General features: G+C 33.5%; 15 protein-coding genes, 3 tRNA genes and 1 pseudogene. 9 read left to right on the top strand and 10 right to left on the bottom strand.

The features are described from left to right. Positions 1–34: 34 nt before the first annotated feature. The 3 genes from thrC to thrA all read right to left on the bottom strand — a co-directional run bounded on the left by thrC (position 35) and on the right by thrA (position 4,867). Positions 35–1,324, bottom strand: coding sequence for a threonine synthase (gene thrC, locus ACNQGO_RS02970; RefSeq protein ID WP_417984102.1), 1,290 nt, complete (start codon positions 1,322–1,324; stop codon positions 35–37). Positions 1,325–1,399: 75 nt separating this feature from the next. Beyond that, a complete protein-coding gene (locus ACNQGO_RS02965) occupies positions 1,400–2,320 on the bottom strand; it encodes a homoserine kinase (RefSeq protein WP_417971492.1) in 921 nt (306 codons plus the stop codon). 99 nt (positions 2,321–2,419) lie between these two features. Then, complete coding sequence (thrA, locus tag ACNQGO_RS02960; RefSeq protein ID WP_417984101.1) at positions 2,420–4,867, bottom strand: bifunctional aspartate kinase/homoserine dehydrogenase I; 2,448 nt, start codon at positions 4,865–4,867, stop codon at positions 2,420–2,422. A 716-nt stretch (positions 4,868–5,583) separates the two neighbouring features. On the opposite strand from thrA, the gene hutH reads away from it, so the two are divergent. Genes hutH through ACNQGO_RS02945 form a run of 3 tightly spaced genes read left to right on the top strand, consistent with a single transcriptional unit; the run spans position 5,584 to position 9,106 of the window. Next, positions 5,584–7,098 carry a histidine ammonia-lyase gene (hutH, locus tag ACNQGO_RS02955; RefSeq protein WP_417978551.1) on the top strand — a complete coding sequence of 505 codons (1,515 nt, stop codon included), beginning with the start codon at positions 5,584–5,586 and terminating at the stop codon, positions 7,096–7,098. Positions 7,099–7,147: 49 nt separating this feature from the next. Next, complete coding sequence (locus ACNQGO_RS02950; RefSeq protein ID WP_309758891.1) at positions 7,148–7,792, top strand: DUF47 domain-containing protein; 645 nt, start codon at positions 7,148–7,150, stop codon at positions 7,790–7,792. A 30-nt stretch (positions 7,793–7,822) separates the two neighbouring features. Beyond that, positions 7,823–9,106: an inorganic phosphate transporter gene (locus ACNQGO_RS02945; RefSeq protein ID WP_417944333.1), complete on the top strand. Its 1,284-nt coding sequence runs from the start codon at positions 7,823–7,825 to the stop codon at positions 9,104–9,106. Positions 9,107–9,427: 321 nt separating this feature from the next. On the opposite strand, the gene rimK is transcribed toward ACNQGO_RS02945, so the two are convergent. Further along, the gene (gene rimK / locus ACNQGO_RS02940; protein WP_417984100.1) at positions 9,428–10,810 is read right to left on the bottom strand and encodes a 30S ribosomal protein S6--L-glutamate ligase; all 1,383 of its coding nucleotides are present in this window, start codon (positions 10,808–10,810) and stop codon (positions 9,428–9,430) included. A 136-nt stretch (positions 10,811–10,946) separates the two neighbouring features. Continuing rightward, positions 10,947–13,493: an ATP-dependent Clp protease ATP-binding subunit gene (locus tag ACNQGO_RS02935; protein ID WP_309758899.1), complete on the bottom strand. Its 2,547-nt coding sequence runs from the start codon at positions 13,491–13,493 to the stop codon at positions 10,947–10,949. A 256-nt stretch (positions 13,494–13,749) separates the two neighbouring features. Here ACNQGO_RS02935 and gyrA point away from each other — a divergent pair, with 256 nt between their 5' ends. Continuing rightward, on the top strand, positions 13,750–16,398 hold the full coding sequence (gene gyrA, locus ACNQGO_RS02930; protein ID WP_417984099.1) for a DNA gyrase subunit A: 2,649 nt from the start codon (positions 13,750–13,752) through the stop codon (positions 16,396–16,398). Positions 16,399–16,442: 44 nt separating this feature from the next. After that, the gene (locus ACNQGO_RS02925) at positions 16,443–17,711 is read left to right on the top strand and encodes a tetratricopeptide repeat protein (protein WP_417984098.1); all 1,269 of its coding nucleotides are present in this window, start codon (positions 16,443–16,445) and stop codon (positions 17,709–17,711) included. 58 nt (positions 17,712–17,769) lie between these two features. Here the strand turns inward: ACNQGO_RS02925 and ACNQGO_RS02920 are convergent, their stop codons facing one another. Then, positions 17,770–18,531: a C40 family peptidase gene (locus tag ACNQGO_RS02920; RefSeq protein WP_417984097.1), complete on the bottom strand. Its 762-nt coding sequence runs from the start codon at positions 18,529–18,531 to the stop codon at positions 17,770–17,772. A 70-nt stretch (positions 18,532–18,601) separates the two neighbouring features. After that, entirely contained in the window at positions 18,602–19,780 is a 1,179-nt protein-coding gene (locus tag ACNQGO_RS02915) for an acetyl-CoA C-acyltransferase (RefSeq protein WP_417984096.1), read from the bottom strand. Positions 19,781–20,008: 228 nt separating this feature from the next. Between ACNQGO_RS02915 and ACNQGO_RS02910 the strand changes: the two genes are divergently transcribed. The 3 genes from ACNQGO_RS02910 to ACNQGO_RS02900 all read left to right on the top strand — a co-directional run bounded on the left by ACNQGO_RS02910 (position 20,009) and on the right by ACNQGO_RS02900 (position 20,286). Beyond that, positions 20,009–20,092: transfer RNA gene (locus ACNQGO_RS02910), tRNA-Ser, on the top strand. Positions 20,093–20,107: 15 nt separating this feature from the next. Then, positions 20,108–20,182: transfer RNA gene (locus tag ACNQGO_RS02905), tRNA-Pro, on the top strand. Between the two features lie 30 nt (positions 20,183–20,212). Further along, positions 20,213–20,286: transfer RNA gene (locus ACNQGO_RS02900), tRNA-Arg, on the top strand. A gap of 174 nt (positions 20,287–20,460) precedes the next feature. Here ACNQGO_RS02900 and ACNQGO_RS02895 read toward each other — a convergent pair. The 3 genes and pseudogenes from ACNQGO_RS02895 to ACNQGO_RS02885 form a co-directional block, all read right to left on the bottom strand. Then, positions 20,461–21,891, bottom strand: a complete 1,431-nt coding sequence (locus ACNQGO_RS02895) for a UvrD-helicase domain-containing protein (RefSeq protein ID WP_417984095.1) — start codon at positions 21,889–21,891, stop codon at positions 20,461–20,463. After that, positions 21,884–23,002: pseudogene (locus tag ACNQGO_RS02890) on the bottom strand (ATP-dependent nuclease); the annotation flags it as partial. The gene ACNQGO_RS02895 and the pseudogene ACNQGO_RS02890, both read right to left, overlap by 8 nt. Before the next feature lie 36 nt (positions 23,003–23,038). Next, positions 23,039–23,563, bottom strand: coding sequence for an AAA family ATPase (locus ACNQGO_RS02885; protein WP_417948077.1), 525 nt, complete (start codon positions 23,561–23,563; stop codon positions 23,039–23,041). 375 nt (positions 23,564–23,938) lie between these two features. Between ACNQGO_RS02885 and ACNQGO_RS02880 the strand changes: the two genes are divergently transcribed. Continuing rightward, entirely contained in the window at positions 23,939–24,598 is a 660-nt protein-coding gene (locus tag ACNQGO_RS02880) for a M15 family metallopeptidase (RefSeq protein WP_417970896.1), read from the top strand. The last annotated feature ends 2 nt before the right edge of the window (positions 24,599–24,600 follow it).

Below are 24,600 nucleotides of genomic sequence, written 5' to 3'. Positions count from 1 at the left end.
ATTTCGGCAGCTATATTTAAAAAAACAGAAAGCCTTACCTTAAAAACGTTTTCAATTCCTCGTATGATTTGATTTTTGTACTTATTTTTTCTTTATTCATCACACTTTCTATTTGTTCTGGAATGGGCAGTTTTACATTCAAAGCGGGTTCTACTACATCCAGAAATTTAATTGGGTGAGCGGTTTCCAAGAAAATTCCAATTGCGTTTGGGTGATTTTCTAATTCCTTTTTCAATCCTAAATATCCAACTGCTCCGTGAGGTTCTGCAATATAACCATCTCTCTTGTAAATGGTTTTCATCGCTTCTAAAGTCTCTTCATCAGAGAAGGTAAAGGATGAAAAATCTTTTTTGAATTGTTCTAAATCGTTTTGATACAATTCTTGAATTCGAATAAAATTACTCGGATTTCCCACATCCATAGCATTAGAAATTGTCGCTTTGGAAGGTTTTGGATCATAAACCCCGTTTTCTAAAAATCTCGGAACTGTATCATTCACATTAGTCGCTGCTACAAAATGTTCTATTGGTAGTCCCATTTTTTTAGCAATAATTCCAGCACAAATATTCCCAAAATTTCCACTCGGACAAGAAAAAATTAATTTCTTATTCTCTTTTTTTAAGGCTTTGTAAGCAAAAAAAAAGTAAAACATTTGGGGCAACCAGCGCGCAATATTGATCGAATTTGCCGAGGTCAGGTTTTTGTGCTTTAAACTTTCGTCTAAAAATGCTTTTTTAACCATGTCTTGACAATCATCAAAAACGCCATCCACTTCAAGTGCTTTTATATTTTGTCCCAATGTAGTCAATTGGCGTTCCTGAATATCACTCACTTTACCAGACGGATACAGTATGATTACTTCTACGCCTTTTACGCCAAGGAAACCGCTTGCAACAGCGCCGCCTGTATCGCCTGAAGTAGCAACAAGAACCGTATTTTTACTGTCTTTGATATCTTTATTGAAATACCCCAAACAACGTGACATGAATCGTGCGCCAACATCTTTGAATGCCATTGTTGGACCATGAAATAATTCAAGAGAAAAAATACCTTTTTCGACTTCTATTAAGGGAAAATCAAAACACAAGGTATCTTTGATTAATGTTCGTAATGTGATCTCAGGAATTTCATCACCTACAAATTGTTGAATCGCTTGATAAGCAATTTCTTCGTTGCTTAAATTTTCGATAGTATTAAAAAAAGTAGGTGCTAATGGGGTAATGGTTTCTGGAAAATACAATCCTCTATCAGATGCTAATCCTTGTATCACAGCTTCTTTGAAAGAAACTTGTGGGGCGTTATGGTTTAAACTATAGTATTTCATTGTTTATTAGGTTCTAAGTAATTAGTCTTTATTCTTGGCTTTTGCAACGGAGCATTAAGAACTAAGTACTCATTTTTAAATAATTCGTACTCCATCAGGATTTACTTTTGATACATGAATTTCATACGGTAAATTCATTTCATCATAGATAGCGCTCATCGCTTTTGCAATTTTTTCTGCAGTTTCTTTTCCTTTACTCAATGCGAAAATAGAAGGACCCGAACCTGAAATTCCTGAACCTAAAGCACCAGTTTCGTAGGCAGTTTTTTTTATCAAATCAAAGCCAGGAATTAACACACTTCGCAATGGTTCTACAATTTCGTCATGCAGGGAACGTCCTATTAAATCATAATCTTTAGTGTACAAACCAGCTATTAGTCCACCCACATTTCCCCATTGAATGATGGCACTTTTCAATGAAATAGTTTGTTTTAAAACAGATCGTGCATCCGAAGTTTTCAATTCAATTTGAGGATGAACCACCGTAGCATACAATTCAGAAGGGCTTTCGATGCGAATAATATCCAATGGATTTGAACTTCGTACTAATGTAAATCCGCCCAAAAGGGCAGGAGCAACATTATCCGCATGAGCATTTCCACTAGCTAGTTTTTCGCCCTGCATGGCAAATAGAACCAATTCCTTTCGGGTAAATGGTCGTCCAAGTAATTCATTTATGCCAAAAACAGCTCCGGCGGAACTAGCAGCACTGCTTCCTATTCCGCTTCCCGCTTTGATGTGTTTGTAAATTTCAATTTCGAATCCAAATTCGGTTTCTACAGCTTCCAACATTGCTAGAGCAGATACTCCAGCCACATTTTTTTCGGTTTCTAGCGGCAAGTCGGCACCCACAATTTTAGTAATTCGAATCCCTTTTTCAGCTGATTTCCTAATGATCATTTCGTCGCCAGCAGTTTCTAAACAAAGTCCCAAGACATCAAAACCACAAGAAAGATTTGCGATTGTAGCGGGGCAAAATATTTTTATTTCATTCATAATTACAGTCTTAAAGTCTGAAATCATAAAGTCTTAGGAATGAACATAAAATCAAGTGACTAACTTTCAGACTTTACGACCTTTGACTTTACGACTAATTTATACGTTTACAATTCTAATCACATCAGCAAATATACCGGATGCCGTCACTGCAGCTCCTGCACCAGCGCCTTTTATCAACAAAGGCTGATCTACATAGCGATCTGTAAAAAACAGCACAATATTATCTTTACCTTCTAAATTGTAAAAAGGATGGTCTTTAGGAATGAATCGCAACCCAACATTTGCTTTTCCGTTTTCAAATTGTGCCACATATTTTAATCGGGATTCTTTACTAAGTGCTTCTTTGTAAATAGATTCAAAGTGCTCTGCATGCTTTTGTAAAGATTCAAAAAAAGCTTCATTTGTAGTGGTTTGCAAGCATGCTGCAGGCATAAAAGATTCATTTTCGATTTCGTCAATTTCCATTTTGTAACCGCTTTCCCTAATCAGGATTAAAATCTTTCTAGCAACGTCAATTCCGCTCAAATCAATTTTCGGATCTGGCTCAGTAAATCCTTGTATACCAGCTTCTTTAACTACATCATGAAAAGTGCTATTTTGATCAAAATTATTAAAGATAAAATTTAAACTTCCAGATAAAACAGCCTGAATTTTACTGATTTTATCTCCAGAGGCAACTAGGTTTTTAACGGTATCAATAATTGGTAATCCGGCTCCCACATTCGTTTCAAATAGAAAAGGAGCATTGAATTGTCGGGATAGTTTTTTTAGTTTTTTATAGTTGTCGTATTCCGATGCACAAGCAATTTTATTACAGGTTACTACTGCAATATTTTGTTTTAAATAGTGTTCATAGGTTTTAGACACACTTTCATTTGCAGTAATATCTACAAAAATACTGTTGCGTAAATTGAGTTGTTTTACATTGGATATAAACTGTTCTTTATCGGCAGGATCACCGGTTTCCAATAAAAAATGCCAGTTTTTTAATGAAATCCCATCTTCATCGAAATACATTTTTCGAGAATTGGACAATGCGATAACGCGGAGGTTTATTCGTAAGGTGTCTTTTAAAAATTTCTTTTGTTGGTGTATCTGTTCGATAAATTTCTCTCCCACATTTCCCACTCCCATTACAAATAGATTCAATTGCTTGGTGTTTTTTTCGAAGAAGTTTTCATGTAAAGAATTTAAGGCTTTTTTTACATCGCGTTCGTTTATAACTGCCGAAATATTTCTTTCGGAAGCACCTTGTGCAATCGCTCGAATATTTACATTGTTTTTCCCCAAAGTGCTAAACATTCTACCGCTCAACCCTTGATGATTTTTCATATTTTCTCCAACTAATGCTATGATGCACAGGTTTTTTTCGACAATGCAAGGTTTTATTTTATTTTGTAAAATTTCAACTTCAAAGGCTTTGTTTATAGCAATTTCGGAAATGTCGGCATCTGAATTTAGAATTCCGATACAAATTGAATGTTCTGAGGAGGCTTGAGTAATAAAAACGACATTGACATTTTCTTGTGACAACACCTCAAAAAGTCTTTTGGAAGAACCAGCAACACCAATCATTCCTGGACCTTCCAGCGTAATCAAACTAATTTTATCAATATGACTAATTCCTTTCACAGGATTGGTAAAATCCATTTGTTGGTTGGAAATTAATGTTCCCTCGGCTTCTGGCTCGAATGTATTTTTGATAAGAATTGGAATATTTTTTTTTAAGACGGGCTGTATAGTTGGCGGATACAAAACTTTCGCACCAAAATGCGATAATTCCATTGCTTCCTGATATGAAATAAAGGCTATTGGATGTGCTTGTTTTACAATTTTAGGGTTGGCTGTATACATTCCGTTAACATCGGTCCAAATTTCTAAATCTGTCGCATTCAAAGCTCCCGCGAGTATAGCAGCTGAATAATCAGATCCTCCGCGGCCTAAAGTAGTATTGATCCCGTCTAATGAGGCAGCAATAAATCCAGGCATAACGACCACTTGATTTTCATTCGAAGCAAAAAAATCAGTTATTAAAGCATTGGAAACATCAAAATTTACAATTGCTTTACCAAAATGGTTGTTGGTTTTAATAAGCTCTCGACTGTCTTTATACATACTATTGTTCCCATTTTGTTTCAAAGCTTCGGCGATAATGAAAGTAGATAGTAATTCACCGAAACTCAAAATTGTATCTGAAGTTCTGGGTGATAATTCGCCTAAAAGATAGCAGCCATCCAATAAGGTCTCTAAATGGTTGATTATTCTTTTTACATGGCTCAAAAGACTGCTTTGTTCACTTATTGGTATAAGATCTTTTAATACGTCTAAATGCTTTTTCTCTAAATCGGTCAGAATTACTTTGAAGTTTTCGTCGCCAGCAGCTGCTTTTTGAGAAGCTAGTTGCAACAGATCAGTTACTTTACTCAATGCAGAAACTACAACAATTAATTTTTCATCTCTTGCTTTTTCATTTATAATTCTTAAAACCAACTTTATGTTTTCTGCATTGGCAACAGAGGTTCCGCCAAATTTTAATACTTTCATATCTAATAATTTATATTTTGTACCTGCAAAATCCCCAATTTTATCTTTTTTAACTTAGTGGTGATTTACTAGTGTTTAGTTTGTTTGTTTAGAAACGTAGTCTTTATTACACAGCCAATAAACTCTTTTTCTTTCGAAAAAAATAATAATAGAATTATATGTAGTGAGTTTACCCCAAAGGGGTAGTAGCAGTCGTTGTTGAAAATGCAAAAGCAAAGCCAACCCAAATTTGAGTTGTTATCGAAGTTTGATATGTTGCTTTTTGGTGTATCATTTATATACCCAAAAGTACTGTTTTTTATAAAACACAACGCGACTCAAATTGTTTTTGCGAATATTTGAAAATAAGAGTTAACTTCTGATAATTGTTGATTATTCTCTGATTTATTAGGTACTCAAAAAAGCTATTCGTAATATTTATTGAATTCTTTAATTTATTTCCAAAAGTTTATTGCTACGTAATGCAAAAGGAATGATGCAATTATTTTTATTATACTAGCGAACTGCTGAAATTATTCCCATTATTATTTTATAAATAAAATAGGATAAGCAAGTTACTAAGATCAAAAGTGTTTTGAGAATACGTTTGATCCGCATCAGAAAAAAATAAAAAACAATAATTTTTTGTTTTGTTTAACTTTAAAATTAAAATAGGAGAAATAAATGTTGTGTAGTTATAAAGATTTATTCAATTTTACTTACTTAAAACTAACAAAATGGACAATACGCATTACATTAGTACTGAATTGCTTAGCTTAGAAATACTGCAGGAAATTGTTTTACATCACAAATTACTGGCGCTATCAGAAGAAGCAAAAGTTAATATTCAAAAATGTCGTGAGTATTTAGACAAAAAAATGGCATTACAATCGGAGCCTATTTATGGAATAAACACTGGTTTTGGATCTCTTTGTAATGTTAAAATATCAAATGAAAATTTATCAAAATTACAAGAAAATTTGGTTAAATCACATTCTTGTGGTACCGGTGGAGAAGTACCAATTGATATTGTAAGATTGATGTTGTTACTTAAAATACAATCCTTGAGTTATGGGCATTCGGGCATTCAACTACAAACAGTAGAGCGATTGATAGCCTTTTATAATAATGATATTTTCCCTGTAATTTATGAACAAGGTTCACTAGGAGCTTCGGGAGATTTGGCTCCATTGGCACATTTATCGTTGCCTTTATTGGGCGAAGGTGAAGTTTATTTTGAAGGTAAAAAAGTGCATTCGAGTGTTGTTTTGAAACAATTTGATTGGCAACCGATTGTTTTACAATCAAAAGAAGGATTGGCTTTACTGAACGGAACACAATTTATGAGTGCTTATGGAGCCCATATTTTAATGAAAGTAAATAAGTTTTCTTATTTAGCAGATTTAATAGGAACTATTTCACTGGAAGCTTTTGATGGTCGTATAGAACCTTTCCATGAATTAATTCATTTTATTCGACCTCACAAAGGGCAAATAATTACTGCGAATCGTATTAAAGGATTCTTAGAAGGAAGTGAGATTATCAAGCAGCCAAAAAAACATGTTCAAGATCCGTATTCTTTTCGCTGCATGCCGCAAGTACATGGCGCTTCAAAAGATGCAATTGACTATGTGAAAAAAGTATTCAAAACTGAAATTAATTCGGTGACTGACAATCCCAATATTTTTATTGAAAGTGACCAAATCATTTCTGGTGGTAATTTTCATGGACAACCTTTGGCATTAGCCCTAGATTTTATGGCAATCGCTTTAGCTGAATTAGGAAGTATTTCTGAACGAAGAACGTATCAGTTAATTTCGGGAACGAGAAATCTTCCCGCATTTTTGGTTGATAATCCAGGTCTTAATTCAGGCTTGATGATTCCACAATATACCGCAGCGAGTATTGCAAGTCAGAACAAGCAGTTAGCAACGCCAGCTAGCATAGATAGTATTGTTTCAAGTAATGGGCAAGAGGATCATGTAAGCATGGGTGCAAATGCCGCTACTAAAGCTTTACGTGTTTTAGATAATTTAGAACGAATTCTTGCCATAGAATTATTAAATGCTTCACAAGCTATAGAATACAGACGTCCTTTATTATCTAGTAACTTCATTGAGTTGTTTTTATGCGCGTATCGAGAGGAAGTACCGTTGATAAAAGAAGACAGGATTTTACATTATGACATTGAAAATACAGTTTCATTTTTGAATACTTTTCAAATAGAAAATAATTTGTTAACAATGGCTTAACATTAGCGATTAATAATGAAGTAATTTTGCCAAACTAAATTTTAATGAAATGAACATAAATAATTTTTTCCAATTTTTGGTTCCTAAAGACAAAAAGTTTTTCCCTCTTTTTGAAGAAGCTTCTAGTAATTTAATAGAAATTGCTACAAATTTGCATGAAGCTGTAAACCTTCCTTTAAAAGAACGCGAAGTTCTTTTTCAGAAAATTGATGTTTTAGAACAAAAAGGAGAGGATATTACCCGTCAAACAAACCTTGAGTTGAGTAGAAATTTTATCACACCATTTGATAGAGAGGATATTTATTCATTAATTACTTCAATTGATAATGTTGCTGGAAATCTTCATGGTGCAGCAAGTAGAATGCGTTTGTACCAAGTAGATAAAATTACCAAATCAATCAGAAAATTAACTGAAATTAATCTCGAAGCCTGTCAAAATATTGATGTTGCTATCAGAGAATTGAGAGATTTGAAAAAAATGAAGAATATTACTGATGCTTGTCTTCGAATTAATAAACTAGAAAATAAATCAGACAACGTTTATGATAAAGCGGTTCTTGATTTATTCGAAAATGAAACGGATGCAAAAAATATAATCAAATACAAGGAAGTATTATCAGTTTTGGAAACTGCAACGGATAAATGTAAAAGTGTAGCTGGTGTTTTAGAATCTATTTCTGTAAAACATTCTTAATTCAATCCGTTTTATTCTGAAATTAAAAATATGGAATTTACTCTACTTATAGTTATTATAGTTTTGGCATTAATTTTTGATTACATCAATGGTTTTCATGATGCTGCCAATGCTATAGCAACAGTTGTTGCTACCAAAGTATTATCCCCTTTTCAGGCTGTTGTTTGGGCAGCATTTTTTAACTTTTTGGCTTACTGGGTTTTTGGTTTTGGTGTAGCTGATACTGTTGCAAAAACTGCTAATACCATGGATATAAACCTAATTGTGATTTTAGCAGGTGTAATAGCAGCTATTATTTGGAATTTATTTACGTGGTGGCAAGGAATTCCTTCAAGTTCTTCTCATACATTGATAGGTGGATTTGCAGGGGCAGCCATTGCTCATGCTGGTTTTGGCGTAGTTTCTTGGTACAAAGCAGGAAAAGATGGTGGTATGCCTTCGGGAGTTTTAATCATCGTTGCCTTTATTATTTTGGCACCTTTATTGGGAGCTTTGATATCTTATTTAATGTCTATTTGGTTGCTTAATGCCTCTAAGAAAAGTATTTATCCAAAGATTTTCACCGCTTTGTTAATGGTATTAACAGTTTGGTTTGTAGAATCACAAATGGTTTATTTTGATCAAATTGAAAAACCTCGTTTTGATTCTCATTTTTGGAGTGTTGCTTTTGAGACACACAATATAAAATGGTTTTTAGTTGCTTTTATAGTTTTGTCAATTAGTACTTTTTGTTTGATATTTAGTAGTTTAAATTTAAATCAGGCGACTGCTTGGTTAAAGAAAATGCAATTACTATCATCTGCAGCTTTTAGTTTAGGTCACGGAGGAAATGATTCCCAAAAAGTAATGGGTATTATCGCAGCAGCTGTGGCAGTTTATATCAACACTAGCGGTGTTGCTCAAGAATCGCTGCCATCTTGGTTGGATGTTGTATTACCAAATGATGAAGGTGCTTTTAAAATGCCCGCTTGGATTCCTTTAGCGTGTTATTCTGCCATTGCTGCAGGAACTTTAAGTGGAGGATGGAAAATCGTGAAAACGATGGGTTCAAAAATCACAAAAGTAACATCTTTTGAAGGTGTTGCTGCTGAAACAGCAGGAGCTTTAACCTTATATTTTACAGAACATTTTAAAGTTCCTGTAAGTACAACACATACAATCACGGGATCAATCATTGGAGTTGGTCTTACTAAAAGAGTCTCTGCAGTACGTTGGGGAATGACCGTAAGTTTGTTATGGGCTTGGGTTTTAACTATTCCAATATCCGCAATTCTTGCAGCAATCTTGTACTACATTTTCAGTATTTTTATATAACGAAGTGAATTATTTACAAAAAAAACCATTCTTAACGGAATGGTTTTTTTGTGAATTTCATATACGTTTCTTTAAATTTCAGAATATGATTTGTTTTATGCGAAATGTTTAATTGTATTAAAAATTTCAGTTTTCATCATTTAAAGCTTAAAATCTGGATTCATTTTGTTTGAATTTATCAATGTAAATTGAGTTTGATTCGAACAATAATAAATTATCTGTTTTTTAATAGGAGGAAATTATACATTGAATTCGATGTTCATTTTTTTAGGTGTATTTCATTTATTTTTAATATTGTAGATGCTAAATGATGGCATGATGTTATTTTAGATCCGCTTTTTGCTTGAAATGTTTTTCAATTGCTTTGATCATTTCACCTGCAATATCCTTGTTTGTAGCGCCTTCAATTCCCTCTAAACCCGGAGATGAGTTTACTTCAAGCAATAAAGGACCTTTTGACGAACGAATAATATCTACACCAGCTACTTTAAGATCCATTGCTTTAGTTGCTTTAATAGCTATTCTTTTTTCTTCAGCGGTAACTTTTATTATAGATGCTGTTCCTCCTAGATGAATATTGGCTCTAAATTCACCTGGCATGGCTTCCCTTTGAATAGCAGCAACTACTTTTCCGTCTATAACAAAACAACGAATGTCTTTTCCATTGGCTTCTTTGATAAATTCTTGCACTAATATATTCGCATTTAAACTTTTGAAGGCGTTGATAACACTCTCTGCTGCTTTTTTGGTCTCCGCGAGAACTACCCCTTTTCCTTGTGTTCCTTCTAGTAATTTTACTATCAAAGGAGAACCTCCAACCATTTTTATCAAATCATCGGTATCCAAAGGTGAATTGGCAAATCCAGTAGTGGGAATTTCCACACCATGATTTAATAGTAATTGCAAGGAGTATAATTTATCACGTGATTGTGTAATAGCGTTTGAAGAGTTCAGGCAATACACTTTTAAGGCCTCAAATTGTCTGGTTAGTGCACAACCGTAAAAAGTAATACTAGGTCTGATTCTCGGAATAACAGCATCAAATTGATTTAATATTTTTCCACCGCGATAATGAATTTCAGGTGTTTTTGCATCGAGTTTCATATAACATTCCTTGATGTTCAAAAAGTGCATTTCATGACCACGCATTTCTCCGGCTTCCATGATGCGCTTGTTGCTGTACAATTCTGGATTGCTGGCCAAAAGTCCAATACGTAAACCAGAACTTGCTTTTTCAGAATTTTTATATAATTCTTTCAGCGTGTCCGTACTCGGCTGTCCCAAAAGATATTTTTGTTCTGGATCTACCAGCACTCTTCCGCTCATCGCTTCACGACCTAGTAGCATTCTAAAACCCATTGAATCTCGATTGGTCAATGTCATTTCAATTGGCCATTGCGAAGTGCCGATTTTTAAATTCGTTTGAATAACATAACGCTGTTCTCTAAAACCACTTGAACTTTTAACAATCCGTTTGTCTATTAAAGGAGCTTCACAATGAATTACCGTTTTTAGATTATTCTGTATCGGGTTAATGTCAAATTTCACCCAGTTGCTATCGTTTTTTATAAACGGGGCAATGTTTATAGCATGTAAAGCAGATGTTTTTGCTCCCGAATCCACTCGTGCTTTTATCGTAGGAATTCCTAATTCTGGAAAAGAACACCATTCTTCACTACCTAAAATAACTTTATTGTCTGACATAAATTGATTTTTTTAACCTCTATTTTGAAATCAAATGTAAATATTTGTTTTCAAAAAAAGTATGTTTACTGTAAATAATAAGCCCGCTATGTTATGAAAACGTAACGGGCTTAATGAATTGTTTTAAGGAGTAAATTTAAAGATTTGTAGGCTCTCCAGCTTTGTGAATTTGAACGGTTAGTTCTTGTGCCCCCTCTTCGATATCCATAAATATTTCGTCTCCTGAAGTGATTTTAGAAGTTATGATTTCCTCGGCTAGCGTATCTTCAACATACTTTTGAATCGCTCTTTTTAATGGTCTCGCGCCAAATTGTTTATCAAAACCTTTCTCAGCTATAAATGCTTTTGCTTTATCAGAAAGATTCAATTGATATCCTAATTCGGCCACGCGAGCAAATAATTTTTTCAATTCAATTTCGATAATCAAATCAATATCATGTTTTTCTAAAGCATTAAATACAATTACATCGTCAATTCTGTTCAAGAATTCAGGAGCAAAAGTTTTCTTTAATGCATTTTCTATAATGCTTTTTGAGTTATCATCAGCCTGAGCTACTTTGGCTGCAGTTCCAAAACCAACGCCTTGACCAAAATCTTTAAGTTGTCTGGCTCCTACATTTGAAGTCATAATGATAATCGTATTCTTGAAATCAATTTTACGTCCTAAACTGTCAGTCAAATATCCATCATCCAAAACTTGCAATAACATATTGAAAACATCAGGATGCGCTTTTTCAATTTCATCAAGAAGTACAACACAATACGGTTTTCTTCTTACTTTTTCTGTCAATTGACCACCTTCTTCATATCCTACATATCCTGGAGGCGCTCCAACTAAACGAGAGATTGCAAATTTCTCCATGTATTCACTCATGTCAATACGGATCAAAGCATCTTCAGAATCGAATAATTCCTTAGCCAATACTTTGGCTAATTGGGTTTTACCAACACCAGTTTGTCCTAAGAAAATAAAAGAACCTATTGGACGATTCGGATCTTTTAATCCTGCACGATTTCTTTGAATAGAACGTGCAATTTTCATCACCGCTTCTCTTTGGCCAATAACTTTTCCTTCAATGAGTTCGGGTAATTTAGCCAGTTTGTTGCTTTCTGTTTGTGCAATTCGATTTACGGGAATGCCGCTCATCATAGAAACTACATCAGCGACATTGTCTTCTGTAACTTCTATTCTGTTGTTTTTAGCGTCTTCTTCCCATTGCTCTTGAGCAATGGCTAAGTCTTTTTCAATACGTTTTTCATCATCACGAAGTTTAGCAGCCTCTTCGTATTTTTGTTTTTTTACCACAACATTTTTCAATTCACGTACGTCCTCTAATTGACGTTCGAGATCTAAAATTTGTTTTGGCACTTCAATATTAGTGATGTGAACTCTAGAACCTGCTTCATCTAAGGCATCAATCGCTTTGTCAGGCAAGAAACGTTCAGACATATATCTATCCGTCAATTTTACACACGCTTCAATTGCTTCTTGTGTATAGGTAACATTGTGATGGTCTTCGTACTTGTTTTTGATGTTATTCAAAATGGTAATTGTTTCGGATACTGATGTTGGTTCCACAATTATCTTTTGAAAACGTCTTTCTAATGCACCGTCTTTTTCTATATATTGTCTGTATTCGTCTAATGTTGTTGCACCAATACATTGAATCTCTCCACGAGCCAATGCCGGTTTAAACATATTCGAAGCGTCAAGTGAACCTGTTGCGCCACCAGCACCTACAATAGTGTGAATTTCATCTATAAAAAGAATGATATCATCATTTTTCTCAAGTTCATTCATAACCGCTTTCATGCGCTCTTCAAATTGTCCACGGTATTTTGTACCAGCGACCAAACTCGCTAAATCAAGTGTTACAACACGTTTGTTGAATAAAGTACGGGATACTTTTTTCTGAATAATTCGCAACGCTAAGCCTTCTGCAATAGCTGATTTTCCTACTCCTGGTTCCCCTATTAGTAATGGATTATTTTTTTTACGACGGCTTAAAATTTGCGAAACGCGTTCAATTTCTTTTTCACGTCCTACAACAGGATCTAATTTTCCTTCTTCAGCCATTTCTGTTAAATCTCTTCCAAAATTATCTAAAACCGGAGTTTTTGATTTTTTGTTGGATTTATTTGCTGGATTGTTAAAACTACTTTCTTTCAGACTGTCATCTTGTCCTGAATCGTCATTGTACGATTCGTTTCTTGGCAAATTTTCTATAAAATCTTCTTCGTTTGGAGTCATATTTAGATATTGTTCTTTAGCTATATCGTAATCAATTTTTAATTTATTCAATAGCTTGGTTGTTGGATCGTTTTCATTTCTTAAAATACATAACAATAAGTGCGCTGTGCTAATCGAGGTGCTTTGAAATACTTTTGCTTCCAAAAAAGTAGTTTTTAAGGCTCGTTCTGCTTGGCGTGTCAAGTGTAAGTTTTTTTTCTCAACATTTACTTCTAAGCTTGGACTTGCAGGGCTTAGGATTTCTACTTTTCTTCGTAAATGTTCTAAATCAACATCAAGGTTGTTCAATATTTGAATTGCTTTGCCGTTTCCGTCTCTTAAAATACCTAACATTAAGTGTTCTGTCCCTATAAAATCATGCCCTAATCGCATGGCTTCCTCTTTGCTGTACGTAATAACGTCTTTTACTCTTGGTGAAAAATTATCATCCATAATATATATTTGATATCGTAAATTTAGTGAATTAGTGATAGAAAAACAAAAACCATTCCTATTCGAAGTGCTGTCAGCTAAGAGACAAAAATAATCATAATATTAAAGTTAAATTTCCCTTAAATTATTAACTAAAATACAGGGATAATTTGTTAATAAATCATTTAAATAAGTGTTTTAAAGTAGGTATAAAAATTTCAAAAAGGCGTATATTGGCACGTTTTGAAACTAATATAATTATTTAATATAACAACTTATGTCTGAAGGAGAAAAGTTAATTCCTATTAACATAGAAGATGAAATGAAATCAGCTTATATCGATTATTCGATGTCAGTAATTGTATCAAGAGCACTTCCAGATGTTAGAGATGGTTTGAAACCAGTACATCGAAGAGTTCTTTATGGAATGTATGATTTAGGAGTTTTTTCAAATAAAGCCCATAAAAAATCCGCAAGAATTGTTGGAGAAGTTTTAGGAAAGTATCACCCACACGGAGATACATCTGTTTATGATGCTATGGTTCGTATGGCACAAGAGTGGAGCATGCGCTATCTTTTAGTAGATGGTCAAGGTAACTTTGGATCTGTAGATGGAGATAGTCCGGCAGCCATGCGTTACACCGAAGCAAGAATGCGAAAGATTTCTGAAGAAATCATGGCAGATATTGAAAAAGAGACTGTTGATTTTCAGTTGAATTTTGACGATACTTTGTATGAACCTAAGGTAATGCCAACTCGCGTTCCAACCTTGTTAATTAACGGAGCTACAGGAATTGCAGTAGGAATGGCAACCAATATGCCACCACACAATCTTACAGAAGTTATCAATGGAACATTAGCTTATATTGATAATAATGAAATCGAGATAGACGAATTAATGAACCATATCAAAGCTCCAGATTTTCCTACTGGTGGTATTATATACGGTTATGAAGGAGTTCGTGAGGCTTTCAAAACGGGTAGAGGTCGAATAGTGATGCGCGCCAAAGTTGGTTTTGAAGAAGTAGATGGTAGAGAATGTATCATCGTTACTGAAATTCCATATCAAGTCAACAAAGCAGATATGATCAAGCGTACTGCAGATTTGGTAAATGATAAAAAAATAGATGGTATTGCTAATATTCGTGATGAATCAGATCGAAACGGTATGCGTATCGTGTATATCTTGAAACGTGATGCGACTCCAAATGTAGTTTTGAATACCTTATATAAGTTTACACAACTACAATCTTCTTTTAGTGTAAACAATATTGCACTAGTAAAAGGACGTCCTCAAATGTTGAATCTGAAAGATATGATTCATTATTTTGTAGAGCACCGTCATGATGTTGTGACCCGTAGAACTCAATTTGAATTGCGCAAGGCAGAGGAGAGAGCACATATCTTAGAAGGATTGATTATAGCTTCGGATAATATTGATGAAGTTATTGCGTTAATCAAAGCATCAAAAAATACGGAAGAGGCTAGAAATAAATTAATAGAAAGATTCCAGTTATCGGATATTCAGTCACGTGCTATTGTAGAGATGCGTTTGAGACAATTAACAGGTCTTGAGCAAGATAAATTAAGAGCAGAATATGATGAAATAATGAAGTTAATAGAGCATTTAAGAGCTTTATTGGCTGATGTTAATTTAAGAACCGCATTGATCAAAGAAGAATTAGAAGAAATTCGCGATAAATACGGTGATGCACGCCGTTCTGTTATAGAATATTCCGGTGGAGACGTAAGTATCGAAGATTTAATTGCAGATGAAAATGTTGTGATCACAATTTCACATGCAGGATATATCAAACGTACCAATCTTACCGAATATAAAACGCAGAATAGAGGAGGAGTTGGGCAAAAAAGTGCAGGTACCAGAGATCAAGATTTCTTAGAACACATGTTTGTGGCAACAAATCATCAGTACATGATGTTCTTTACGCAAAAAGGGAAATGTTTCTGGATGCGTGTTTATGAAATTCCAGAGGGAAGTAAAACTGCCAAAGGAAGAGCCATTCAAAACTTAGTCAACATTGAAAGTGACGATAAAGTAAAAGCATTTATTTGTACACAGGATTTAAAAGATAAGGAGTACATCACTAGTCATAACCTTATTATGGTTACCAAAAAAGGACAGGTTAAGAAAACATCTTTAGAGAAATATTCTAAGCCTAGGGTTAATGGAGTTGCTGCTATTACTATTAAGGATGGCGATGAATTATTAGAAGCTAAATTAACTAATGGTGAAAGCCAAATTATTCTAGCTGTTAAATCTGGAAAATTAGTTCGTTTTGAAGAGACTAAAACCCGTCCAATGGGAAGAACAGCCTCTGGAGTACGCGGAATTACGCTGAAGGATGATTCAGATGAAGTAATTGGCATGGTTACTGTTGACAAAGATCATATTAACGATTCGCAAATTTTAGTAGTAACAGAAAATGGTTACGGTAAGCGAACTAAGTTGGTTGACGAAGATGGTGAGGATGTTTATAGAATTACCAATCGTGGTGGAAAAGGAGTAAAAACACTTAATATCACTGAAAAAACTGGAAAACTAATTTCGATAAATGCAGTTACGGATGCCGATGATTTAATGATCATTAACAAATCAGGACTAACAATTAGAATGGCTATTGAAGATTTGAGAGTGATGGGACGCGCAACACAAGGTGTGAAACTAATCAACTTGAAAGGAAAAGACTCTATTGCAGCTGTCACAAAAGTTATGAAAGATGATGTGGCTGAAGTAATTGTTGATGAAGATGGAAACATCATTGAAACAGAAACAATAGAGAGAGTTAAACCTGTTCTAGAAGTTCTTGAAGACGAAGTGTCTGAAGAGGATGACGACGAGGACGAAACCGAAGAAGATGAAACAGATGACGAGTCGGACGAACAGGATGACGAAGACGAATCATAAAAAATAGAAATCCAAGAATAATTATTAAACAAAAATAGAATAGTATGAAAGGTAAATATGTATTACTAGCATCAACAATATTGATATCAGTAGCTACTTTTGCTCAAAAAGATCAAATTAAAGCCGCTGAAAAAGCGTTGAAAGCAGGTAAGTCTCAAGAAGCGGTTACCCTATTGATGGAAGCAGAATCGTTGATTGCTAACGCGACAGATACTGAAAAAGCGCAGTTTTTTTATGTAAAAGGAAATTCATTATTGGATTTAGCAAACAAGAATGTTGAGGCTAATGCCAATTTTTCTCTTGCCGCAAAAGCATATCAAGATTTGATAGCAGCGGAAAAAACTTCTGGAAAAGTAAAATTTTCAACACAAGCAGCAACTTCCATAACTGAAATCAAATACAAATTGATTAACGGTGCTATTGCTGATTCAAAAGCAGAAAAGCATGCAGATGGTGCTAAAAAATTATATGACGCTTATTTGTTAGATAAAAAAGATACAATCAATTTGTATTACGCTGCCTCTACTTATGTAAATGCTAATGATTATGATGTAGCTCTTAAGCTGTATGATGATCTTAAAACCTTAAACTATTCAGGAAAAGGTACAAGCTATTTTGCAGTTAATAAATTAACGACTCAGGAAGACTTTTTCAATACTTTACAAGAAAGAGACAGAATGGTAAAATTAGGAACGCATGAAAAGCCTAGAACAGAAGCAATTCCTTCAAAAAGAGGTGAGATTTATAAAAATATCGCTTTGATTTTGGTACAAAAAGGAAAAACGGAAGAGGCGAAGAAAGCAGTTTCTGATGCAAGACTTGCAAATCCAGAAGACACCTCGTTAATATTGACTGAAGCTAATTTGTATCTTGAGACTAAGGATTTTGACACATACAAAAAATTAGTAGCACAAGTTTTGGAAAAAAATCCAAATGATGCCGATTTAGTTTTTAACCTAGGAGTATTGAGTGCAAATGCAAAAAACACAGTAGATGCTGAAAAATATTACAAGAGAGTAATCGAAATCAATCCACAATACACCAATGCTTACATAAATCTAGCTGCAATGAAGTTAGAGAATGAAAAAGTTATCATTGATGAGATGAACAAATTGGGAACCTCTACAAATGATATGAAGCGCTACGATGAATTGAAAAAGAATAGAGAAAATCTTTTCAAATCTACAATTCCTTTCCTTGAAAAAGCCGTTGAGTTAGACCCTAAAAATGTAGATGTTAATAAAACTTTACTAGGTGTTTACAGTGCCTTAGAAATGACTACAGAATACAAAACATTAAAAGCGAAGCAATAAATATTTGTTTCGTAATAAATAAAAAAATACCTGTCTAAATTTAGACAGGTATTTTTTTTTAAATAATTTTTTTTATTACTCTTAATTTATGTGTATGCTTGTTGGTCTCTGCATTGAATATTCCCAAGTGATCTATGCGATCGATACGTACCTTTCCACTAGCGTGAATAATGTAATTGTCAGCCATTATAATGCCAACATGGATTATAGTTCCTTCTTCATTGTCAAAAAATGCAAGATCGCCCGGTTCACTCTCCTCAATAAAGCTTAAGGCTTCTCCTTGTGTTGATTGCTGAGAAGCATCTCTTAACAGATGAAATCCATTGAGTTTGTAAACCATTTGTGTAAAACCAGAGCAATCGATACCAAAGGGAGTTTTACCACCCCAAAGGTAAGGTGCATTCAAATACATAAAGGCCGAATTGATCAAGCTTTCTTTTGCTTTTTCTCCGCTGGTTTTAGTTCCTTCAAAATTAAAATTAGCGCTGTTGATATCAATATGGTGCAGGAAAGAAAGAGAAGATCCAAGAGGTATTGGAATCAATAGATTGTCTGGAGCAGTAACATATTCTATTAAATCTGCATTGAGGATTATGGCTTCGGATGATAATTGATTAAAACTAGATTCAGAGATGGTTTGCAATTGCTTGGTATCGATCCAACCTTCATAATCATCATATTTCATTTTAACTTTAGACCATTGTTTTTGTTGTTCTAAAATTTCAAAATGTTCACCAAATAAAATTTGAGAAACGATTTCGCTTCTATCACTGGGTTCAAGGCGAAGTGGGATTATGGCTAAATTACAAATTCCGAACATCTAAATTTAATTAAAATTTAATAATTATGGGTTGTAAAGTCTTAACTTACAACCCATACTTATAATTATTTTAAGCTCTCTCAATTACAATTGCTGATGCACCGCCACCGCCATTACAAATTGCAGCAGCACCTATTTTTGCATTGTTTTGCTCTAATACATTCAATAAAGTAACAATGATTCTAACTCCAGAGCAACCAAGCGGATGTCCTAAAGATACTGCACCACCATTTATATTTACTTTGCTGTCTTCTAGGCCTAAAATTTTAGAATTAGCCAAACCAACAACAGCAAATGCTTCATTAAATTCAAAATAATCAACATCGCTAATCGCTATTCCTGCTTTTTCTAATGCTTTAGGCATTGCTTTTGCTGGACTTGTAGTAAACAATTTTGGTTCTTGTGCAGCATCGGCATATCCTTTGATATAGGCTAAAGGTTTTAATCCTAAAGAGATTGCTTTTTCTTCACTCATTAGGATTACAGCTGCGGCACCATCATTTATCGTAGACGCATTTGCGGCAGTTACAGTTCCGTCTTTTGTGAACACAGCATTTAATGAAGGTATTTTATCTAATTTTACATTAGTGAATTCTTCATCTTTAGATACTATGATAGGATCGCCTTTTCTTTGTGGAACCGAAACCGGAACAATTTCATTGTCAAATTTACCCGATTCCCATGCTTTTGCACTGCGCTCATACGATTGAATTGCGAAGTTATCTTGATCTTCACGACTAAAGTTATATTCTGTTGCACATAAGTCAGCACATACTCCCATAGCGCTGTTATCGTAAGCATCAGTAAGACCATCTTTTTGCATTCCATCAATCATTGTGGCTGGACCAAATTTGGTTCCATTTCTAAGGTTGAGGTAATGTGGAATCATACTCATGTTTTCCATTCCGCCGGCAACTACAATTTCAGCATCGCCACATTGTATTGCTTGTGCGCCCAGCATCACCGCTTTCATTCCCGAAGCGCATACTTTATTTATGGTGGTACAAGCAACAGAATTAGATAAACCAGCGTATAATGCAGCTTGCCTTGCAGGAGCTTGTCCTACACCAGCTTGAACTACATTACCCATAAATACTTCATCTATTAAATTTGGATCTAGATTAATTTTATCTAAAGCACCTTTGATTGCTACTGCTCCTAATTTTGGCGCAGTTACTGTAGATAATCCCCCCATAAAACTTCCGATAGGTGTTCTAACGGCAGATACGATAACAACTCTTTTGTTCATAACTATGATAATGTTGGTTTATCTAGCAAATTTAAGCTTTTTTAGATAAATTCATATTTTGGGAGTTAGATAATCACTTTTAAATTTAATTTGATTCTATATGTTTGATTGTGAAGCTTTTTTATCGATGTATCAAAAAATATTAAAAAAAAGCTTTAAAATAGTTGTGAGAAGTCTAAAGATATCATAAGTTTGCAACCGCAAAACAGAACACGTTTTCTTGAGCTTGGAGGGGTGCCAGAGTGGTAATGGAGCAGTTTGCTAAACTGTCATCGAGTAATCGGTGCCAGGGTTCGAGTCCCTGTCCCTCCGCTTTATAATTTTTTTCGGGGTGTAGCGTAGCTCGGTTATCGCGCCTGCTTTGGGAGCAGGAGGCCGCAGGTTCGAATCCTGCCACCCCGACTTTTAGGAGTCGATTTAGATTTTTAAAATGGAGGCATAGCTCAGCTGGATAGAGCACCTGCCTTCTAAGCAGGCGGTCGAAGGTTCGAATCCTTCTGCCTTCACTTTAATTCCCCTTATAAACTACTGATTACCAGTGTTTTAAGGGGTTTTTTTATTTGTTTTATTTCTGGAAAATCGACTTTTTCATAGTGTTTTTTAAGTTATTTGAAGTCTTTTGACACAGATATGGCACAGTACCATTTTGTGTGTCAAATTTTCATGAAGTTATTCTTATATTAATAAGGTTTGAGAGTTTTGCTTTCAGTAAAAATGATTAATCTTTTAGAAGCTCTTGTTAAAGCGACATATAGATGTTTTGAACATTCAAACTTATGAGCATTTAATATTACTACTGTATCAAACTCTAAGCCTTTAGTTAAAAGAGTTGTTCCTATGGATTTTCCGTATATTTTTCTCCCAACTCTACGAATTAAATTTCTTTTTTTAGTCATTGCTTCTAAAACTGAAATATTAGAATATTCAGCATCCTCCAGGGCCGTACAAAATGAGCTGAATAGTTCCTTTCTATAACATTTTATTCCCGATAGTTCTTTTATGTCTCTTAAAATTTCTGAAAGCAATAAAAATGAAATTTTTTCATCTAAAGAATTAATTTTATTCATTATTTGGGATATTAAAATCTTATCACTTTCTTTTGCCTTCCGTTTAAAGCCTTTCTCATTAAACCAATTATCAAGACCGGATTTGTTAAATAATTGATAGCTAATTGAAATTAAGTATTGATAAATATTTTCTTTGGTAATCGAGTCTGCATCTTTTGATGTTTTATAAAAAGTCTTATCATCAATGGATTCAATTAAGGTAATTCTATTGTTAAATAATTTTATAAACTTTAATCTTGGATTTATACTTGTAGAATCTGGATGAAGAATAAGTAAATCTTTTTCGTCCAATAAATTTCTTATTTGTCTGTTATAATCTTTTTTAAAATCATATAAATCAAATTCTTTGATAAGTTTAGTTTCAATTGAGGGATATTTACTTAAATCTATTTCTTCTTTTTGTATTAAACTATTCCGAATGTCTTTTAAATTTTCACCCAATAAAGCATTGTTTCCATTTAACCATCTTTGTGGTCGGTCTAATTCATAATAAGATTTTTGAAATGCTCTCATTTCAGTTTTGCTTTCAAGATTTACTAGACTTTCCCCATTAAATCCAAAGATACCTTGTAAAAAATCACCAAGTATACGAGTTGGTAGTAATTCTGAAAGTATAAGAATCAGTTCATGTTGTTTTATTGTACAATCTTGATATTCGTCAACAAAAAGTCCGTTATACGTATTACAAATGATTTCTCTGATTGGTTTTATTTTCAATAAAGTAATTGATTTTTCAATTAAAAAAGGATAATAATTCTTAGAATTCTCTTGTTCTGGAATATCAGTTCCGATATAAAAGGATAAAACATATTTTTGAGCAAAGCTAGATATTGTTTCAATGGAATAGCTAGAACTTGAAATTCCTTCCCTTTTAATTTTTTCCTTTATTGATGCAACTCCTGCATGTGTATGAGTTAGTATAAGTTGTCTACCTTTTGCTTGTGTATGTTTAAGGCATTCTACAATAGTATGCGTTTTGCCATAGCCAGCCGGTGCAATTAGCATGCTCTTTTCATTTGAGATAAATTCCTTATAATTAATCATTATCTATCCATTTAGATAATTCTTGAATTTGATTTCCTAGTTTCTCATCTTTAATATCTTCAAGATTATTACAAATTACTCCTCCTACAAATTCACCATGGTCGGTTCTTTTAAACCATTCATTCTTTTTTGAAATAGATGATTTGTAAAGAGCATCTCTCATTATAGGGGAATCTGAATTTTTCCAGTCTAAAGGAAATTGGCCAATATATTTTGAAGCTATGGATTGTTTTACACTTTCTTCATCTTTTTCTTTTATTCTATATTCTATTAATTCCTTTAGTGCTTTCCAAGGAAGATCTTCAAATATATGTGCTTCAATTGATTTATTAGCTGCACAATCTACAATTGATATTCCTTGTGTTTTTAAATCTTCTTTTTGTTTATTAATGTTTTCGTCGTCTGAATCGCAAAATAAGCATACCTTAAATCCTGCTCTTAAAAAGCCTAAGGCATATTCAACTTGACTTGTTCCATTACCATTGGCAAATCTTACTCCCAACAATGAAATATTATCTTCACCTTTTTCCATTCTGAAATTGTTTAGCCCTCTACAAATCCCTATTTCAGTTGGGCCTTCACATACCAATACCCGATCAGAAAAAAAGGCTTCGGGATTACTTCTAATAGTTGATTGTAATGAATTATCAAATGGATATAAGCTAGGGTAATTTTTTTTTACTTTAAATAAATCATTAGCATTTAATTCAACTAGTACATCTCTGGAGTGAGTAGTGATAAAAATTTGACCTTTGTTGGTATTTTTTAATATTTTTGCTAAATGTTGAGCTCTATCCGGTTCAAGTCCTTGTTCAATTTCATCAATTAGCAATATACCTCCGGTTTTCGCTAACTCTGTTTGGATTGCAATAGAAATTAGCCTTTTAGAACCTTTTCCTTTTTGTCTAAAGGGTATTTTATCTTCATGTAAACAAATTCTACCGTCCTTAATTGAAAAATCTTTAAAATCTATAGTTGTAGTTGTGTTTGAAATATCTATACCAAAATTTGAAGCTGATGTCTTAATTTTTTCAACGATATTGTCTAAGTGATTAAAAGGACTAGAATCAATTTTCTCTTTTGCTTCTCTTAATGCCTCAATAATTATATTATTTTTTTCGTCATGAGTTTTTTCTTGTTTTAATAATTAATAGAGAGGATTTCCTTTATTCCAAGAAAAGTGTCGGTCAATATAATCAGATACTAAAAAAACATTAAGATTTGCTCTGTCACTAGCTCTTATTTCAACAGGATCTTGTTGTTCTCTATTATTGACAACAAACCATTTTGGTTCTAAATCTTTTTCTACAATTAGTTTTAATGTCAAAATAGTTTCATGATCATCTAGTACATTGTCAAATATTATATCTGTGGATTTATCAAGACCTCTAATAAAAAGTCCATATTTATTTTCTTGAATTAAATCTTTAGGCAAATCATACATTGAAACTTCTATTTCAATTGGAACTTCAATGTCTCCATTAAAAAAATCAGTGTCGTAAAAGGTTAAATTCCAACTTGGAGATAAGACTGCTGAAATTGCTTCCAGAATTGTTGTTTTCCCCGAGTCACCTCTTCCAATTAAGCATATGAAATCAGTAATACCAAAAACTTGTTCAAGTTTTTGAATTCCTCTAAAGTTAGATATTTTAAGTGAGTGAATTTTCGCCATTTCATTTTTTTTGAATACTTGTAAATGTAAGAAAGATAGTTATATATAAAATATTTTGACTTTTAAATTAGCAGTATTTTTTTAACACATCGAATAGTATATGATTTGATATTTATAATTGTTTTTCTCTTTATTTAGTTTGCTATATTTGACATGAAATTTCTAGTACAAACAAGTTAATTCTAAGAGAAAACGAAAAAATTTGGCACAAAGTTGCCACAAGAAATATAATAACTCAATAATAACGTGCGCTGCGAGTTGTGTCAGTAATCCTTCTGCCTTCACAGAAACCGAAACTCAACAAGTGTCGGTTTTTTTGTTTTAATAGTTCTCGAATTTCCTTTATTTATTATATTTTTATAAAAAATAGCATTTATGACTTCCTGTTTCAAACCATTTGCACTTCTTTGTACCTTTTTGTGTATTGTCTCTTGTAAATCACAAACTATCGTTTCTGATGCTAAAGAAAATAATAGTTCAATTATAAATGATACTACATTTGTAAATTTAAAGGACTACAGCCTAGATTTTGTATATGACATGAAATATGCAACTACTGATAATTTTTTGAAAGCTAAAGTTTATGATTGTGAAGCATGTTTTTTACGACTTAAAACGGTGACTGCTTTGGTAGAAGTGAATAAGAAATTCATGAAAAAAGGATTTAAAATCAAAATTTTTGATTGTTATCGTCCCTTAGATATTCAAAAAAAAATGTGGAAAATTGTTTCTAATCCAGAATATGTTGCAAATCCGGCCAAAGGTTCGGTTCATAATAGAGGAGGAGCGGTAGATATTACTTTGGTTGATGCAACAGGGAAAGAGTTAAACATGGGAACTTCTTTCGATTTTTTTGGAATCGAAGCGAGTCATAACTATCCCAATGTATCTATGGAAGTAAAAAAAAATAGAATTCTTATCAGAACACTTATGACTAGCAATGGTTTCAACTCTTTTGATTCCGAGTGGTGGCATTACAATTTAAAGTCAGGTTTAAATGATAAAATATCAAATGCTAAATGGGACTGTGAATAACA

The organism is Flavobacterium frigidum (genome assembly GCF_048286735.1).
Classification (GTDB): Bacteria; Bacteroidota; Bacteroidia; order Flavobacteriales; family Flavobacteriaceae; genus Flavobacterium.
The sequence above is the reverse complement of the archived record's forward strand: the minus strand, read 5'-3'. Positions and strand labels throughout refer to the sequence as shown.